The organism is Elusimicrobiota bacterium (assembly GCA_016180815.1).
Taxonomy (GTDB): domain Bacteria; phylum Elusimicrobiota; class Elusimicrobia; order JACQPE01; family JACQPE01; genus JACPAN01.
Genome location: JACPAN010000015.1, coordinates 95,520 through 112,086, shown reverse-complemented (window position 1 = coordinate 112,086; position 16,567 = coordinate 95,520). Strand labels below are relative to the sequence as shown.

The window sequence follows — 16,567 nt, the reverse complement described above, 5'->3', positions numbered from 1 at the left end:
TGCCCATGGTTTAAACTTAACAGCCGGCCAACCCCCGCGCCACAACAAAGGTGTAAAATGACTTTTCCATGAATTTAAACCATGCCGTCCAGGCTCCGGCCCTTGGAAAACGCTTGTTAAGAGTGGCCGTCGTCGGCTCCGGCCCATCAGGTTTTTACGCTGCGGAGGCTCTTTTAAACGCTCCGGGCTTGGCCGTCGAAGTTGACATGTTCGACCGCTTGCCCACGCCTTACGGCTTAGTCAGAGGCGGCGTGGCGCCGGATCATCAAAAAATAAAATCGGTTATTCTCGTCTATGAGAAAGTCGCGGCTAAAACGGGTTTCCGCTTTTTCGGCAATATTCATATCGGCAAGGACCTCTCCACCGAGGAACTTTCCCTTCATTACGACCAGGTTGTTTTTGCCGTCGGCAACGAAACGGACCGGCGCCTGGGCATCCCCGGCGAAGATTTGACCGGCAGCCGGTCGGCCACGGAGTTCGTGGGCTGGTACAACGGGCATCCGGACCATCACCATCATCAATTCGATCTCTCTTGCGACAAAGTCGCGGTTGTGGGCATCGGCAACGTGGCCATGGACGTTACGCGCATCCTAGCCCAGGACCCGGACCATTTGGCCAAAACGGATATCGCGGATTACGCGCTGGATGCCTTACGAAAAAGCCGCGTGCGGGAGGTGTTTCTCCTGGGCCGCCGCGGTCCGGCTCAAGCCGCTTTTTCCCCGACCGAAATCAAAGAAATCGGCGAGTTGCACTCCGCCGACCTTGTCGTGCTTCCGGAAGAAGCGGCTCTTGACGACGCATCGGCCTCCTTGACGCTGGAACCCAACGATAAAAAAAACGTGGGGTACGTTCAGGAGCGCGCTCGCCTCGGCGAAGGAACCAAAAACAAGAAGGTCCGCCTGCGTTTTTGCGTTTCCCCGGTTGAAATTATCGGCGAACGAGGCCGGGTCGCCGCGATTAAAATCGAAAAAAACACGCTGATTAAAGACGACCGCGGCAACATCAAGGCCAAAGGCGCGGGCCGGTTCGAGACCCTGCCCGTCGGCATGGTGCTGCGTTCGGTCGGCTATCACGGCATCGCCCTGCCCGGGGTTCCCTTCGATGCCAAATCCGGCCATATCCCCAATGAAAACGGCCGCGTCATCGATGCGCAAACAAAAAAAATCGTGCCCGGAGCCTATGTCGTCGGGTGGGCCAAACGCGGTCCCAGCGGCTTAATCGGCACCAACAGAGCCGATTCCGTCGCTACGGTTCAGGCGATGCTGGAGGACGCGGTTCGGCCCGCGTCCGGGAACGCCCCAAAAAAATCTTCGCAGGCCGTCGTCGACCTGCTGCGAACAAAAAACCTGCGCTTCGTCACATTTGAAGACTGGAAAGCGCTTGATCGCCTCGAGATCGAAAGCGGCGCGCGTAAAGGAAAAATTCGGGATAAGTTTACGGTAGTCGACGAAATGCTCTCCGCTCTGGAAGCAGCCAAAAAAGGCCCCGCTTTTTCCGCTTAGCGGTTTATTGGCTGCCCGCCAACGCGCCGCCGGCGGCGCGTCCCAACGCATCGGGATCAAGGATAAAAAGCGCTTTCCGCCCGTCGCGCTTGACCATTTTTTCGGCCTCAAGCTTCTGCACAAGGCGCACGCACGTTTCTTGGGCGATTCCGGCGATTTGGGCCAGTTCTTTGCGCGCCGTGCGCACAATCCAGCGGTTTTCGATTTTCTTGGCCGAAGAGCACAGCGCCTGGGCCAGCCGCGCCCGGGCCGAAGAAAAGGCGATTTCCCTGGCCTTGTCCTCTCCTTCGCGCACGGCGCGGGCCAGCTGCCTCATTAAAAGCAAAACAGCGGGCCAATGGCGATGGAGAAACCCCAATAGGCTTCTTTCTTCAATGCGGCTGATCACCGCGTCTGAAAACGCTTCCGTGCCGGCCGAATAATTCTCTCCGGCCAACAACGAACGATGCCCGAACATGCTGCCCGGCGGCAAAACCTTCGTCGTCAACGACTTGCCCGTTCTCGTCGACTTGAATATTTTGACTTTGCCCTCGCAAACAATAAACACGCCGCGCGGCTCGTCCCCCTCTAAAAAAACAGCGGACCCTTGCGGATAAATGCGCGCGCGACGCAGGTGTATCCACTCCTTCTTAGAGGACCCGTCCAACGACGAAAAAAGGCAATTGTTCCGATAAGGACAAATACGGCAGTTCGGCGGCGTCGTTGGCTGCATCCGAGCATTTTCTCAAATTTGACTTCCTTTCCCCACTCATCTAAAATGAATCACCTCCCTGGAAAATTAAAAATGATTACCGATGTCTGGAAAAAAGCGCAAGATTATTTAAAAGCCTCCCTGTCCCCGCAGGAATATGAGTTGTGGATCGCCCCCTTAAAACCCAAGGGCGTGGAAAACGGCCTTTTGATGCTGGAGGTCCCCAATCGCTTCCACGCCGAATGGCTCGAAAAAAACGTCAAGCGCCGCGTCTTAACCATCATGGCGCCGGAAGCCGAGGGCGTCACCGAAATTGATTTCTCCTGGAACGAAACTTCCCTGCCGAAAGAAAGCGGCCTGCCTCCGGCCTTGCGCCCCGATCCCGCGGCGCCCGCCGCGGCCGTCCAGCAGACGACTTGCTTCAGCGCCAAATATACGTTTGATCGTTTCGTCGTCGGCCCAACCAACCGCTTCGCTCATGCGTCTGCCGTTGCAGTCGCGCAAAGCCCGGGGAAGCAATTCAATCCTCTGTTTATTTACGGCCACACCGGCTTGGGAAAGACGCATCTTCTGCATGCCATCGGCCACGCGCTCTTAAAGCAGCACCCAAAACTATCCGTTCTTTATATCAACTCGGAAACCTTTGTCAACGAATACGTCAACGCTTTAAAAAACAAAGGGGTTGATGCCTACCGCGAACGCTGCCGAAAAGTAGACTGCCTGCTGATCGCCGATATCCAATTTCTAGTCGGCAAGGAGCATTCTGAGCAGGAATTTTTTCACACCTTTAACTCCCTGTTCGACCAAAGCCGCCAAATCGTTTTATCCAGCGATCGCGCGCCCAAAGACCTTCAGCCGTTGGAATCCCGGCTGATCTCCCGTTTCGAATGGGGCGTGGTGGCCGACGTGAAAGCTCCTGATTTTGAAACCCGCCTCGCCATCTTAAGGAAAAAGTGTGAGTTGGAATCCATCGTCATCGCCGACGACATCCTTCAGCGTTTGGCTCAAAATATCCGCTCCAATATCCGCGCTCTTGAAGGATGTTTAAACAGCCTCATCGCCTATTGCTGCCTGACCGGCAGCCCCGCCACCATTGAGACCGCGGACCAGATCCTAAAGCAAATGCGCGAAGAGGTTTCCCGGGATCAAAGCTTGACGCCGTCCATCGCCAAAATTCAAGAAGTCGTCGCCCGCCACTACCACGTCGACGTGTCGGACTTAAAAGATAAAGGGCGCTCCGCCAGCAAGGTTTTACCCAGGCAGGTCGCCATGTACCTGGCCCGAACCCTGACCACCAGATCGCTTGAAGAAATCGGCCGATCGTTCGGCGGCAAAGACCATTCCACCATCATCTACGCCCACAGTAAAATCGAAGGGATGATTCGCACCGATCCGTATAAAGCTCAGTTTATCAACAAGCTTGAAGAGGATATCCGTAAATCCATGGATGTTTAACAATCCAATGTTAATTTCTTCTGATCAATCCCATTATTTGACTTTTCTGTGGACAAATATGGAATACTGTGAATGGTTGTCAACAATTTATCCACATAAGAACTCTAAGGGGAAACAGCCTTACTAACAGGTTTCCACGGTTTGATGATAACGATGAAAGTTAAAATAGATAAAAAAGATCTCATAAACCGTCTGCAAATTGTTCAAAACACCATTTCGAGACGATCGTCTTTGCCCATTCTTTCCAATTACCTTTTAGAAACGGAATTAAAGGCTAAAAAGCTCTGGATTACATCGACGGATTTAGAAATGAGCGTCCGCAGCTCGCTGAACGCGGTTATCGAGGAAGAAGGGTCAATTACTTTACCCGCCAAAAAACTTGGGGAAATCCTGCACGAGCTTCCCATGAACGGGTCTCAGATAGACGTTGTTTTTGAGCTGAAAGAGAATAATAGGGTTCAAGTTTTGGGTTCGCATTCCCGCTTTCAGATCGCCGGAATCCCAAGGGACGATTATCCGGCATTGCCGGATTTTGACGAAAAAAAAGCGGTCGCTTTTCCACCTAAGATTTTAATGGATATGATTAAAAAGACGGTCTTTGCGGCCAGCACCGATGAAACCAGGTACGTCTTAAACGGCGTTCTTTTTATCTTGGCCAAAGGCAAGATTAATTTAGTGGCCACGGATGGACGGCGTTTGGCCGCCGCCGGAGCCGAGGGGTTGCCTGCCGGAGTTGAATTTAAAGCGATCGTTCCGGCGAAGGCTCTTTCCGAAGTCGGGCGCATTATCGCCCATCTTCAGGAAGAGCTCCCTCCCGATGAAAAAGTTTTTGTTGAAATTTCGGAGAATAAGGCGGGGTTTAAATTCGGGGAAACAACGCTGTTTTCCCGTTTGATCGACGGTAATTTCCCCGGATGGGAGCAGGTTATCCCCAGGCGTTCGAGCATTGTCGCCCGTATCAATCGAGAAGCGTTTGCGGCGGTGACGAAAAGGGCTTCGTTGTGCATTACCGACAGGGTGGGGACTTGCCGGTATCGCTTTACGAAAGCGGCGTGTCAGGTGACATCTAAAACCCTGGGCCATTACGAGTTTGAGGAGGATATCCCGGTGCTTTCTTTCCAAGGAGAAGAGGGATTCGAGATTTCCTTCAACCCTCATCATGTGATTGACTTTTTGAAAAGCGTCGACGGCGACGTGTTCGAAGTTTCAATGACGACAGCCGTTAACCCGGCTCTATTTTCAACCCCGGAAGCCCCCGGTTATACCTACGTCGTTATGCCGACGCGGGTTCAAAATTAACAATCGTCAAACGTTTTCCCATTCGTTGGTCAATTGAAAAAAATCGGCTTTGTTCTATTAAAAGGACTCCCGGCCGGCCCCTATTTAACCCCTGTTTTTTCCAAAGATTTACGCTTCGCTTTTGGTAAACTTTGGGGGTCGATTAAAGCGTTTAAGATTCGCGAAGGAACATTGATTGCGGTCGGCGATCATCCTGCTCTTCATTGGGAGATTCGTTTGCGCAAACGAGAAATAATCGAGCATTTAAAGGCGCATGGAATTAAAGACATACGCGTTCAAAATGAAACGAAATAGGGAAATTCTTTGGTAAAAGGCGAAGAAGCGTACACATCTAAAGAAATTCAAGTTATTGAAGGGCTGGAAGCCGTCCGGCGCCGTCCCGCCATGTATATCGGCACCACGGGGCCGGCTGGCCTTCACCATTTGGTTTATGAAGTGGTGGATAATTCCATCGACGAGGTTTTAGCCGGGTTCGCCAAAAACATCGACATCACTATTCATCGCGATGGAAGCGTTTCCGTTCTTGATGACGGCCGCGGCATTCCGGTGGATCCGATGACGGAAGTCAAGGACCCTAAAATCCGGGGAAAAAGCGCCTTGGAAATCGTCATGACCGTTCTGCATGCCGGCGGAAAATTTGAAAAGAAAGCGTACCGTGTTTCCGGGGGACTTCACGGCGTCGGCGTTTCCGTGGTTAACGCCCTTTCCGAATGGCTGCTGGTGGAAGTTTATCGCGGAGGCAAGGTTTACCAACAGCGCTATGCCCGGGGCAAGCCGCAGACCGAAGTGGAAGCCGTCGGTAAATCCGACGACCGCGGGACAAAGGTTATTTTTTTCCCGGACAAAGAAATTTTCAGGGAAACGGAATTTTCTTTTGAAACACTTTCCAAACGCCTTCGCGAGCTGGCTTTTTTAAACGCCGGAACGCGCATCACGATGATCGACGAGCGGGAAGACAAAAAGCATATTTTTCTTTACGAAGGCGGCCTGGTCGAGTTCGTTAAATTTTTAAATTCCAATAAAACATTGGTTCACAACGAGCCCATCCACATCAAAAAAGAAAAAGACGACGTGGAAGTGGAGATGGCGCTTCAGTATAACGACGGTTTCGACGAAAACGTTTATTCTTTCGTCAATAATATCCACACCACGGAAGGCGGCACGCATATGGCCGGCTTTCGTTCGGCATTAACCCGGGTTGTCAACGACTATGTGAAACGTTATGAGTTGTTGAAGAATAAAGAATTGGCCATCACCGGAGAAGACGCCCGGGAGGGGTTGGCCGCGGTTTTGTCGATCAAGGTTTTAAATCCCCAGTTTGAAGGCCAGACAAAAACAAAACTGGGCAATTCCGAGGTGGAAGGCGTCATTAAGTCTACGGTTGGCGACACGTTGACCACGTATTTTGAGGAACACCCTCAAACGGCCAAGGCCGTGATTGCAAAGGCCATCGGCGCAGCGGAAGCGCGCGAAGCGGCCAGGAAAGCCAGGGATTTAACCCGGCGCAAAGGCCTTCTTGAGATTTCTTCTTTGCCGGGAAAGCTGGCCGACTGCCAGGAAAAAGACCCCGCTCGCTGCGAACTGTTCATCGTCGAGGGCGATTCGGCCGGAGGATCGGCCAAGATGGGCAGGGACAGACGTTTTCAGGCGATTCTTCCGATTCGAGGCAAAATTATCAACGTGGAAAAGGCCCGGCTGATGAAAGTTCTCTCCAACGAGGAAATCCGCACCTTGATTACGGCGATCGGCGCCGGCATCGGCGGCGTTACAAACGGAGAAACCGGCGAAAGCGGAGGATTTGATTTCACGAAATTGCGTTACGGTAAAGTCATCATCATGGCTGACGCGGACGTGGACGGGCAGCATATACGGACCCTGCTGTTGACGTTTTTTTATCGGCAGATGCGTCCTTTAATCGAAAAAGGACATATGTATATCGCGGTTCCGCCGTTGTATAAACTAACCAAAGGAAAAAAAGAATTTTATCTGGAAACCCAGGAGATGCTCGATGAATGGGTGCGTGAAGAGGCTGTTCGCGCCTATGAGTTGTGCGTGGTTAAAAAAGGCAAAGAAACGGCCGCTTTTAAAGGCTCGAAACTGTCCGACCTTTTGGATTTGATCCGTCAATTGAATGTGTTAAGCAAACGTCTGGAAAAAAAGAAAATACCATGGGCCGATATCCAAGGTTTTGTCATTAATAAAAAAATTCCTCTGTACATGCTTGAGCTCGGTAGCGGCGAACGCGTCTTCTTCTACAGCGAGCGCGATTGGCTCAAAGCCAAACCCGGGTACCTTGAGGCGCGACGCACAAAGCTTAAAGAGGAGGGCCAAGAACTCGGCGAAGGCGCCGAAGAATTAGGGCAGGAATTTAAGGATTTGGCCGAGCTTCAGGACGTGGACGCGCTGCTTAAAAAACTGGACGAACAAGGCGTCGGCGCCATCGGCAAGTCTGCGGAAGAATCCAAAAAAGACGGCGCCGATGCGAGTGAAACCGCCTTGCGCTTTAAAGACGCCTCGAGCGGCGCGGTTGTCGGCGACGATTTTATTGATCCGTTGGGGGCGTTTGAAAAAGCCGGCGATCTGGTTTATAAACATGCCGGTATTCAACGCTATAAAGGCTTGGGCGAAATGAACCCGACTCAGCTGTGGGAAACAACCATGGATCCGGCCAAGAGAAAGCTGTTGCGCGTGGAGCTTCAGGACTCTGTTTATGCCGATCAAATTTTCACGACGCTCATGGGCGAAAAAGTGGAGCCGCGCAAGCGCTTTATCGAAGAGCATGCCCTTGAAGTCAAAAATCTGGACGTTTAATAATGGCTGAAAAAAACGATCCACAACTGCCTTTGGATCAGATCGGCGGCCGGGTGGCCGTTCGTCCGATCGAAGAGGAAATGAAATCCTCTTATATTGATTACGCCATGAGCGTGATCGTGGGGCGCGCTCTGCCTGATGCCAGAGACGGCTTAAAGCCCGTTCATCGCCGGATTTTATACACCATGGACCAGATGGGGCTGGCCCATAACAAGCCGTTTAAAAAATGCGCTCGCGTGGTCGGCGACGTGCTCGGCAAATTTCATCCCCATGGGGATTCGGCCGTCTACGAGGCGCTGGTGCGCATGGCGCAGGAATTTTCCATGCGCGAGCCTTTGGTCGAAGGCCAGGGAAACTTCGGTTCTATTGACGGCGATCCGGCCGCCGCTTACCGTTATACCGAGGCCCGCCTCTCCCGCGTTTCCGGTGAAATGCTCGCGGATATCGAAAAAAACACGGTAGATTTTATCCCCAATTTTGACGGCTCGACGACGGAACCACGCGTTCTTCCGGCGAAACTGCCCAATCTTCTGGTCAATGGATCATCCGGCATTGCCGTGGGCATGGCGACGAATATTCCGCCGCATAATTTAGGTGAAATCTGCGAAGCGACCGCCGCTTATATCGACAACCCGAATATTTCCATCGATGAGATGATGGAGCATGTTAAAGGGCCCGACTTTCCGACCGGCGGATTGCTGGTGGGAACATCCGGCATCAAGGAATATTTTGTTTCAGGCCGCGGCTCGGTCACGATTCGGGCCAAAACGGAATTCGAAGAGACGAAAAGCGGAAAAACCGCCATCATCATCAAAGAAATTCCGTATCAAGTGAATAAATCGACGCTGTTGGAGACCATCGCCCAGCTGGTCCGGGACAAAAAAATCACGGACATTTCGGATTTGCGCGACGAGTCGGACAGGGATGGAATCCGCGTCTCTATTGAGCTCAAAAGAGACGGCAACCCGCACGTCGTTTTAAACCAGCTGTATAAGCACACGCAGATGGAAGTGGCGTTCGGGGTGATTATGCTGGCGTTGGTCGATGGTCAGCCCAAAGTTCTTTCTCTTAAAGAAGTCATCGTTTCCTACGTCGAACATCGCCGCGAGACCGTTCGCCGCCGGACCGCTTTTGATTTGGCCAAAGCCGAGGAGCGGGCGCATATCGTCGAAGGCTTGCGCATTGCGATTGATGCCATCAGCCGGGTGATCAAAATTATCCGGGAGTCCAAGGACACGGAAACCGCCAGAAAAACTTTAATGGAGGAGCTCGGCCTTTCGTTGAGGCAGGCCCAGGCTATTCTGGACATGCGGTTGGCGCAGTTGACCGGGCTTGAGCGCAAAAAGCTTGAGGATGAGTATCGGGACCTGCTCAAAACGATCGAGCAGCTGCGCCTGATTCTTGGCTCGCCCAGGAAAATTTTGGAGTTGATCAAAGACGAACTGGGCAAATTAAGCAAAGACTACGCTTCCAAGCGCCGCTCCGAAATCGTTTTGGAAGTCAAAGAAACCAACATAGAAGATTTAATCAAGAGAGAAGAGGTTGTCGTGACTATTTCCAGCCAGGGCTACGTCAAGCGCATGCCGGTGGACGTTTATCGGGCTCAGGCGCGCGGCGGCAAAGGCGTCACGGCCATGGACAACAAAGGCGGCGAGGATTTTATCGAAGAAGCCATTGTCACGGACACGCATGCCACCATGCTGTTTTTCACCAATCGCGGGCGCGTTTATCAAAACCGCGTTTTTGAAACCCCCGAGGCTTCGCGCATTTCCCGCGGCAAGCCCGCCATTCAATTAATCGGCATTTCTTCGAACAAAGAAGAAAAGGTGACGGGCGTGGTCACCATACGGACGTTTGAAGCCAATAAAGCCGGATTTTTGGTCATGGCGACCAAGAAAGGCGTGGTCAAGCGTTGCGATATCAAATATTTCGAAAATATCCGCAAAACCGGCGTCACCGCGGTCAATTTAAGAGAAGGCGACGTTTTGGTCGGCGTTCATAAGACGGACGGGACCAAGGAAGTTTTGTTGGCCACGAAAAACGGAAAAATCATCCGTTTTGCGGAAACCGACATTCGTTCCATGGGACGCGTGGCTTACGGCGTCAGAGGCATTCGTTTGGAAAAAGGCGACGAGGTCGTCGGCATGGAAGTCGCCAACAAAGACGAGCAGCGGACCATTCTGACGGTTTGTGAAAACGGCTTCGGCAAGCGCACGGCCTTGGATGAATACCGGGACCAGTCCAGGGGCGGTTCAGGCATTATTACCATCAAAGCTACGGAGCGAAACGGCGCCGTGGTCGGCATCAAGCTGGTGGATGACGGCAGCGATCTGATGGTGTTGACGGAAAAAGGCATGGGCGTGCGTTTGCGCGCCAAGGACATTAAAGTGATTTCAAGGAATACCCAGGGCGTCCGCTTGGTTCGTTTGGAGGAAGGCGACCGCGTGGCTTGCGTGGAGCCCATCGCCCAAGATTCGACGCCCAACGGCGTTCACCAGGCCGAAGGGCTTGCCAAAGAGTAATCCTTAAGCGTTTCGGTTCCGTTGTTTAGCCCCGCCAAGCTTTGGTGTCAAAAAATGATCGGACGGCGGCAGCGACCCGGCGGACTTCTTTTTCTTTGAGATCCGGGAACATGGGAAGCGCCAGCATTTCCCGGCAGAGGCGTTCCGCCACAGGAAAGTCGCCGTTGTGATACCCCAGTTTTTGATAAGGCGATTGCAGATGAAGCGGCACTGGGTAATAAACTTGGGCGCCGATTCCCCGGGCGTTTAGGAAGTCTTTAAGCGCGTCGCGCCGGGCGCTTCTGACGACGTATAAATGGAAAACCGGTTCGGTGCCGGGGGCCGGTTCGGGGCAAATAATATCGCCCGCGCCTTCCAAGAGTTTTCCGTAAAGAGCGGCCCATTGCCGCCGTTTGGCGTTATTTTTTTCCAAGCGCGGCAGCTTGACCAGTAGAACGGCCGCTTGGAAATCATCCAGCCGGCTATTGATGCCCGGCTCTTCATGAATGTATTTTTGGCGCGAACCATGATCAGCCAGGCTCGCCACGCGTCCGGCTAAATCCGGATTATTGCCGGTGACGGCGCCGGCGTCACCCATGGCCCCCAGGTTTTTGGTCGGGTAAAAACTGAAACAGCCCAGATCGCCCAACGATCCGGCGCGCCGGCCGCGATAGCGGGCTCCGTGCGCTTGGCAGGCGTCTTCGATTACACGAAGGCGTTTAGACGCGGCCAGCTTCAGAATGGGGTCCATGTCGGCCGGTTGACCGAAAATATGAACAGGGATGACGGCTTTTGTCTTGGAGCTGATTTTGGCCTCAATCAGCGCGGGATTAAGGCAAAAACTTTGTTCTTCAACATCCGAGAAAACAACCGTGGCGCCGGCGTTGGACGCGGCTTCAGCCGGAGCGATGAAGGTCAGGGGGGAGGTGATGATTTCGTCGCCGGGGCCCAGCCCAAGGGCTTTGATGGCCAGGTAAAGGGCATCCGTGCCGTTGGCGACTCCGATGCAGTGCGCGGTTTGGCAAAAATTCGCGAAGGAACGGCAAAATTCTTTGTAGGCCGGCCCTCGGATAAATTGATTGTTGGCCACGATTCGGGCCAGGGAGCGCCCCAAAGAAGCCTTTAAAGAGCGGTGTTCCCGGTTTAGGTCAAGGAGCGGAATATCGGCCCGGCGGCTTGATTTTTTGGCTGTAATGACCATCAATAAAAATTTTACCACTTCCTCTTAAGATAAAATGATATCGGGGTCATGTGTGAGGGTTATTGAATTTTATCGTCGGAACGAGCCCGTTTTTTCTTTTGAGTTTTTTCTCCCCAAGACCCCTCAAACCAAAGAGGCCTTCCGGACCATGCTGGAGCAAGTGCAAGGCCTCAAGCCGCATTTTGTCACCCTGACTTATGGCGCCGGGGGCTCCGCGCGGGAAGCTACGGTTGAAATGGCGGGGGTCCTAAAAAACCGTTTCGGCTTTGAAACGGTCATGCATTTGACATGTATCGCGCATACGCGCATTGAGATCGACCAGATTCTTCAGGAAGCGCGCAGGCTGGGGATCGGCAGCATCATGGCCCTGCGCGGGGATTTGCCCAAGGACGGCAGCGCCATTGCCGTGGGCCAAAGGGATTTTAAATACGCGCGCGATTTGGTGGAGCACCTCAGGCGTCAAAACGATTGGTGCATCGGGGTCGCCGGTTACCCCGAGGGCCATCCGGAATGCCCTTCTAAAGAAGAGGACCTGCGGCATTTAAAGGAAAAGGTGGAGGCCGGAGCCGATTATGTGGTGACCCAGCTTTTTTTCGACAATCGCGATTATTTTGATTTTGTCCGTCGGGCGCGCGCCGCCGGCATCCATCTGCCCATCGTGCCCGGCATTATGCCTATCGCCAATTTCGAGCAGATTCGAAAATTCGCTTCGATGTGCGGGGCTAAAATCCCTCCCGCGCTGATTGAACGGCTTTCTCCCGTGCAGAATGATCCTCAGGCTGTTGCTTCCATTGGTGTTGAGCATGCAACCCGGCAGTGCCTGGAGCTTTTAAAGGGCGGGGCTCCGGGCATTCACTTCTACACCCTTAACAAATCCCAAGCCACCCAGGAAATCCTAAGGAGGATCAAACATGCCGCCGACAAAACGTCGTCCGATATTCGCCGTTAGCGCGCTTCTTGCGCTCATCGCCGCAGCCGGTTTATCCGCCGGCCAACAGTTTCGTTTGCCCGATGCCTTGTCGTGGGGGGAGGCGCGGGGGGTCTGGCTCTCTCAACAAAAAATTCATGCCCCGACCCCCCTTCTCCTTTCTCAAGAGAACCCTTCGGCCGCCGACAGCGCCCAACCGGCCACGCCCGAACCGCGCGTGGTTGACGTGATCAGAGCGATTGACGGAGACACCGTGGAATTGTCCGACGGCGATCGTGTGCGTTTGATCGGCGTGGACACCCCGGAACTGCATCATCCGAGGAAACCCGTCGGCTGTTATGCCAAAGAAGCCTGGGAATACACCAAGGCCAGGGCCGAGGGTTTCCGCGCCCGCTTGGTTTTTGATCCGGCCAATGACTCCGTGCGCCACCGGGATAAATACGGACGCTTGCTGGCCTATCTTTTTCTGGCGGACGGCACATTCCACAACAGGGAATTAATCGCTCAAGGGTATGGTTTTGCTTATACCCGTTTTCCTTACGGCCACAGCGAAGAATTTGTGGCCGTTGAAGCCGAGGCCAAGCGTCAAGGCAAGGGCCTTTGGTCGGCTTGCCCTGAAGAGAGCATGTCGGCGTCGGCCCCGGAAAGCCCGTGAACGGCCTTGTGCTGGCCGCGTTTTTGGCCGCCGCCGTCTGCGCTCAGGAGGATGTTCCGGCTCTGGACATCGAGGTAACAAAAACCCACATCATCGCCAAGGGCGGCGGCCGTCCGCCGGGAAGCGCGACCAGCGAAACCCAAAAAAAATCTTTAGCCAGGGACGCGGCGATTGTTTCGGCACAAGCGCATTTATTGATGTATGTCGAAGCCCTGCAGGCCGGCAAAACGACGTTGGGCGAGATGATGAAATCAGACAAAAAATTCGATCTTAAGGTAAAAGGCACGCTGTCGCGCGCTGAAATCGTTAAAACTGAGTGGAGGGACGACGGTTTTGCCGAGGTAACGATCAGGGTTTCAAAAAAAGACCTTAAAAAAATTCGCCGAGGACTGCGCCTGCCTTAACCCGGCAATCATATAATCTAAGCCGAGCGGCCAGGTGGCAGAGCGGCTAAATGCACCGGTCTGTAAATGTCAAGAACCCCCGTCGGAGAATGATGAAAAAACCTGATTTTCAGGGGTTTTTCTTTACCCAACTTTACCCGTTTTGAGCCGTTTTGCTTCCCAAAATGACACCCTAATGCCACCTGGGGAATACCCTCCATTTCATTTGGTTGCGCTGAAATTTATTTATCCCTACGCTGTCGAAAATTTACCCCTTGCAAAAACCAGCGGCCCGCTTTATGCTAAAAGAAATTCCGTCCATTAAATCATTCGCAATGATTCATTAAAATCTATAAAAACATAGGCCGGGAGGATCCCTCTGATGCAGATGAAAATCGTCGTCATGGCGAAAGCTTCTCGCTCTTACGAACGAATGAAAAAATTCTTCCAGAAGGAAAAAGTATCTCTCGTGCGCGCCGCGACAGCCGCCCAGGTTTATCCTCAAGCCATGAAGCATTTCCCGGACGCCATATTGCTTGTGGGAGAGCCGGAAAGTCAAACGGGCGAGGTCAAGGCATTGGCCGAAAAACTCGATAAAACGTCTCGTCTGTCCTTTATTCCTCTTTTTTGTCTTTGCCGCGAAGGCAGCATCGAACACAGAAAAGCGGCCCTGGGGCTTGGGATCGATTGCCTGGGGCCTGGATTGGACACCGCTTCAATTCTTTTCTTCATCAAAGGAAAAATCTCGCTGTACCGTAAAAGATCAGCCTTAAAGGCAGGAAGCATTGCCCTGGATCCCCAGGCCGACGCCCTGTGGGCGGATCATGGAATGAGAAAATCCAAGTATCTCACCCCCGAGATTTCCAGGTTTCTTTATTTATTGGCCGCCCATATGAACGAGGTTGTTTCCGATCAGGAGGTCCAAAGACACCTGGGGATTCCTTCCACGGGCTTAAGAATGTTGCTTAGCCGCGTTCGCCAGGCGATCCCCGCTCATTTAAGGAATGCGGTTTATGTTGACCGGGTACCCGGCCAGGGCTTTCGCATAATAATCAGCTAAATCGAACGTAACAATTTTGTTACGCGCCTCATTTTTATTTTTACTCCCCAAAAGTAGTTTTCCCTTTTAATTTATTTCCTCGACGGTAAATTCTCCGCCCAGCCTTTAAGTCCTCAATCATGAGGTGTAACCATTTTGTTACACGCCCGCTGGTCTTGACAACCGTTAAGATCGCCCCTTACGCTTAAGCCAGGTTAAAAGCTGGATCGTTCTTTGAAGGATTGTTAATTTTTTGCAAACGAAACGGCAAACCCTGAGCGATCAGGGGGCGCAAAGCCGACGTAAAGGTTCTCTGCTTTAAGCGGAGAGGGCCGGGCTGCCGAAAGACAATAAAGATGAACGCGCGTTTTTTGGGAACGCGCCGTTGTCTTTATTTTCAGGCAGCCCGGCTTTTGCTTTTGAGTGCGTAAAAAGAGAGGGGAAGAGTGCATATGTGTTGGAAGATTAGACGTTCGCATTTAGTACCGATTTGTTTCATTCCTACCACCTATCTCCATTGGACTGCTAATATCAGCATAAATCTGAAATATCGTATGGAGGAAAGGTGTCAATGAACATCAAAAATTTTAAGGTTCGGGAAAAATCAAACTTGATAGATTCGTTTATTTTAATTGCCTGTTTTTTGGCAACCGCACCTATCGCGGCCTTCGCAGTAAGCACCGACACGACGCAGCAAACAGCAGAACGGCCCCCAATAGAGGTCATTTTTGCGAAAAAACAGTTCTTTCATCCACGCGGTGAGAAACAAATCAGCGGGGTGGTCTTCCGAAGTTCCAAAGGCAATGAATTAAAACGGCTCTCTTTTGGTCCTGGGGAATTCATTGAGGAAGAGCACCGTGTGCATAAATTGGTCCATGCGCTCGTGAGTAAAGATCAATCCCATGTGGTCATTTACGAATGGCTCCGGGATCAAGATGAACGTAATCCGTATAAAATTCGTTTCTCCAGCGCCGTACATCTATCTTGGTATAGAGCCGATGGAACTTTATCATGCGAACTTCAAACGAGGGTGGTCCCTATTCGCTTATCTGCGAATGGGAAAGCGTTGGTGGCACAAGACGGAGGTTTTGACCCAGTTTCCTTTGAGGTGTATCACGACGTCCCAAAACTCAAGTCCCTAGATCAACTTGAAAATGATCATTCTCTGACCGACAGTTATCTTTATGTATTGAACGATCGCTGCGAGATTATGTTCTCAACCACATCGTCGAAGGGATCGTGGGGTGGCACCCTTCTGATTTCCCCTACTGGAAAATGGCTAGTTTTTCAGCAACCTGGTCCTCCTATTATTGAGAAAGATGTTTGGAAAGATTGGCTTAAAGCTATACACCTAATCAGAGGCGAAGTCTACGGAATTGATTGGGGGGAAAAAACCGCGTCTCTTCGCGAGATTGACGATGATGGCGTTATAGTGGGATGGAAATTGATGGGCCAAGGCAAGACCAAACATCGCGTACGCTTCTTCAAGGGAGAAGAGAGGGAAGTGCATCGCGATCGGTTTAGAAAATATATATGGAGACCTGGCCAACATGTACTTAAAGAAACAAACGAAGAGAAAGAGGAATAAGTGATGTTGAAGTATGCTGCGCTCGAAGCTATTTTGGCGGGATGCTTTTTTACTGTCACCAATATAGCCCATGCTCATATTACAGCCGTGGATCCCGGCTTCACCGTTACTTCGGATTTTGGGCCGCGACTATTACCATCTCCGGATTTCCATAAAGGTATTGATTACGGAACGGCAGAGGGCGTATCACTTCCACTCTTAGAAGCAGGACGGATAACCTCACTGAATTACGCCAACGATGGTATTCTTATCTTAAGCTTACTCACCGATAACAACCATTTTTTTCGCTATCTTCATATGTTCAACAATGCTTCCCTACCTATAGACTCAGGAGAATTTACCCTGACAAGAACCGATGAGGAAAATTTGTGTATCGTGCGCTGGCTGCAAGGTACAAATCGGACGGTGGCAGATTATGCATTGTCTGCGGAAAACGCAGATAACCAGCTCGTTTTAATAAATGGAACCCCTGTTCTAAATGCACAAGGGGAAAATTTGCGCACCACAAGTCGTG

At 52.0% G+C, this 16,567-nt stretch carries 13 protein-coding genes and 1 riboswitch; of the genes, 11 read left to right on the top strand and 2 right to left on the bottom strand.

Annotated features, from left to right (window positions below; all coding sequences use genetic code 11):
• The first annotated feature begins 68 nt into the window (after positions 1–68).
• A complete protein-coding gene (locus HYT79_08365; GenBank protein ID MBI2070601.1) occupies positions 69–1,502 on the top strand; it encodes an FAD-dependent oxidoreductase in 1,434 nt (477 codons plus the stop codon).
• Positions 1,503–1,506: 4 nt separating this feature from the next.
• On the opposite strand, the gene HYT79_08360 is transcribed toward HYT79_08365, so the two are convergent.
• Entirely contained in the window at positions 1,507–2,214 is a 708-nt protein-coding gene (locus HYT79_08360) for a Crp/Fnr family transcriptional regulator (GenBank protein ID MBI2070600.1), read from the bottom strand.
• Between the two features lie 45 nt (positions 2,215–2,259).
• Here HYT79_08360 and dnaA point away from each other — a divergent pair, with 45 nt between their 5' ends.
• The 5 genes from dnaA (at position 2,260) to gyrA (ending at position 10,280) form a co-directional block, all read left to right on the top strand.
• Positions 2,260–3,648, top strand: a complete 1,389-nt coding sequence (gene dnaA, locus HYT79_08355) for a chromosomal replication initiator protein DnaA (protein ID MBI2070599.1) — start codon at positions 2,260–2,262, stop codon at positions 3,646–3,648.
• Positions 3,649–3,801: 153 nt separating this feature from the next.
• Positions 3,802–4,947, top strand: coding sequence for a DNA polymerase III subunit beta (gene dnaN / locus HYT79_08350; protein MBI2070598.1), 1,146 nt, complete (start codon positions 3,802–3,804; stop codon positions 4,945–4,947).
• Between the two features lie 33 nt (positions 4,948–4,980).
• Positions 4,981–5,241, top strand: coding sequence for a hypothetical protein (locus tag HYT79_08345; protein ID MBI2070597.1), 261 nt, complete (start codon positions 4,981–4,983; stop codon positions 5,239–5,241).
• A 9-nt stretch (positions 5,242–5,250) separates the two neighbouring features.
• Entirely contained in the window at positions 5,251–7,758 is a 2,508-nt protein-coding gene (gene gyrB / locus HYT79_08340; protein MBI2070596.1) for a DNA topoisomerase (ATP-hydrolyzing) subunit B, read from the top strand.
• Between the two features lie 2 nt (positions 7,759–7,760).
• On the top strand, positions 7,761–10,280 hold the full coding sequence (gene gyrA / locus HYT79_08335) for a DNA gyrase subunit A (GenBank protein ID MBI2070595.1): 2,520 nt from the start codon (positions 7,761–7,763) through the stop codon (positions 10,278–10,280).
• A gap of 25 nt (positions 10,281–10,305) precedes the next feature.
• Here gyrA and HYT79_08330 read toward each other — a convergent pair whose 3' ends face one another.
• The gene (locus HYT79_08330) at positions 10,306–11,460 is read right to left on the bottom strand and encodes a DegT/DnrJ/EryC1/StrS family aminotransferase (GenBank protein MBI2070594.1); all 1,155 of its coding nucleotides are present in this window, start codon (positions 11,458–11,460) and stop codon (positions 10,306–10,308) included.
• Positions 11,461–11,494: 34 nt separating this feature from the next.
• Between HYT79_08330 and metF the strand changes: the two genes are divergently transcribed.
• From metF to HYT79_08305, 5 genes are all read left to right on the top strand, one after another.
• Complete coding sequence (metF, locus tag HYT79_08325; GenBank protein ID MBI2070593.1) at positions 11,495–12,409, top strand: methylenetetrahydrofolate reductase [NAD(P)H]; 915 nt, start codon at positions 11,495–11,497, stop codon at positions 12,407–12,409.
• Positions 12,372–13,043: a thermonuclease family protein gene (locus tag HYT79_08320; protein MBI2070592.1), complete on the top strand. Its 672-nt coding sequence runs from the start codon at positions 12,372–12,374 to the stop codon at positions 13,041–13,043. Before metF ends, HYT79_08320 begins: the two co-directional genes overlap by 38 nt.
• Positions 13,040–13,447, top strand: a complete 408-nt coding sequence (locus HYT79_08315) for a hypothetical protein (protein MBI2070591.1) — start codon at positions 13,040–13,042, stop codon at positions 13,445–13,447. Before HYT79_08320 ends, HYT79_08315 begins: the two co-directional genes overlap by 4 nt.
• Before the next feature lie 361 nt (positions 13,448–13,808).
• Positions 13,809–14,486 carry a helix-turn-helix domain-containing protein gene (locus tag HYT79_08310; protein ID MBI2070590.1) on the top strand — a complete coding sequence of 226 codons (678 nt, stop codon included), beginning with the start codon at positions 13,809–13,811 and terminating at the stop codon, positions 14,484–14,486.
• Positions 14,487–14,721: 235 nt separating this feature from the next.
• A riboswitch (cyclic di-GMP riboswitch) is annotated at positions 14,722–14,810 on the top strand.
• Between the two features lie 226 nt (positions 14,811–15,036).
• A complete protein-coding gene (locus HYT79_08305) occupies positions 15,037–16,053 on the top strand; it encodes a hypothetical protein (protein ID MBI2070589.1) in 1,017 nt (338 codons plus the stop codon).
• The last annotated feature ends 514 nt before the right edge of the window (positions 16,054–16,567 follow it).

Excerpts from the sequence above, each read along its gene's own strand:
- HYT79_08365 (MBI2070601.1), top strand. The coding sequence starts at position 69 with ATGAATTTAAACCATGCCGTCCAGGCTCCGGCCCTTGGAAAACGCTTG.
- HYT79_08360 (MBI2070600.1), bottom strand. The coding sequence starts at position 2,214 with ATGCAGCCAACGACGCCGCCGAACTGCCGTATTTGTCCTTATCGGAAC.
- dnaA (MBI2070599.1), top strand. The coding sequence starts at position 2,260 with ATGAATCACCTCCCTGGAAAATTAAAAATGATTACCGATGTCTGGAAA.
- dnaN (MBI2070598.1), top strand. The coding sequence starts at position 3,802 with ATGAAAGTTAAAATAGATAAAAAAGATCTCATAAACCGTCTGCAAATT.
- gyrA (MBI2070595.1), top strand. The coding sequence starts at position 7,761 with ATGGCTGAAAAAAACGATCCACAACTGCCTTTGGATCAGATCGGCGGC.
- HYT79_08330 (MBI2070594.1), bottom strand. The coding sequence starts at position 11,460 with ATGGTCATTACAGCCAAAAAATCAAGCCGCCGGGCCGATATTCCGCTC.
- metF (MBI2070593.1), top strand. The coding sequence starts at position 11,495 with ATGATATCGGGGTCATGTGTGAGGGTTATTGAATTTTATCGTCGGAAC.
- HYT79_08320 (MBI2070592.1), top strand. The coding sequence starts at position 12,372 with ATGCCGCCGACAAAACGTCGTCCGATATTCGCCGTTAGCGCGCTTCTT.
- HYT79_08310 (MBI2070590.1), top strand. The coding sequence starts at position 13,809 with ATGCAGATGAAAATCGTCGTCATGGCGAAAGCTTCTCGCTCTTACGAA.
- HYT79_08305 (MBI2070589.1), top strand. The coding sequence starts at position 15,037 with ATGAACATCAAAAATTTTAAGGTTCGGGAAAAATCAAACTTGATAGAT.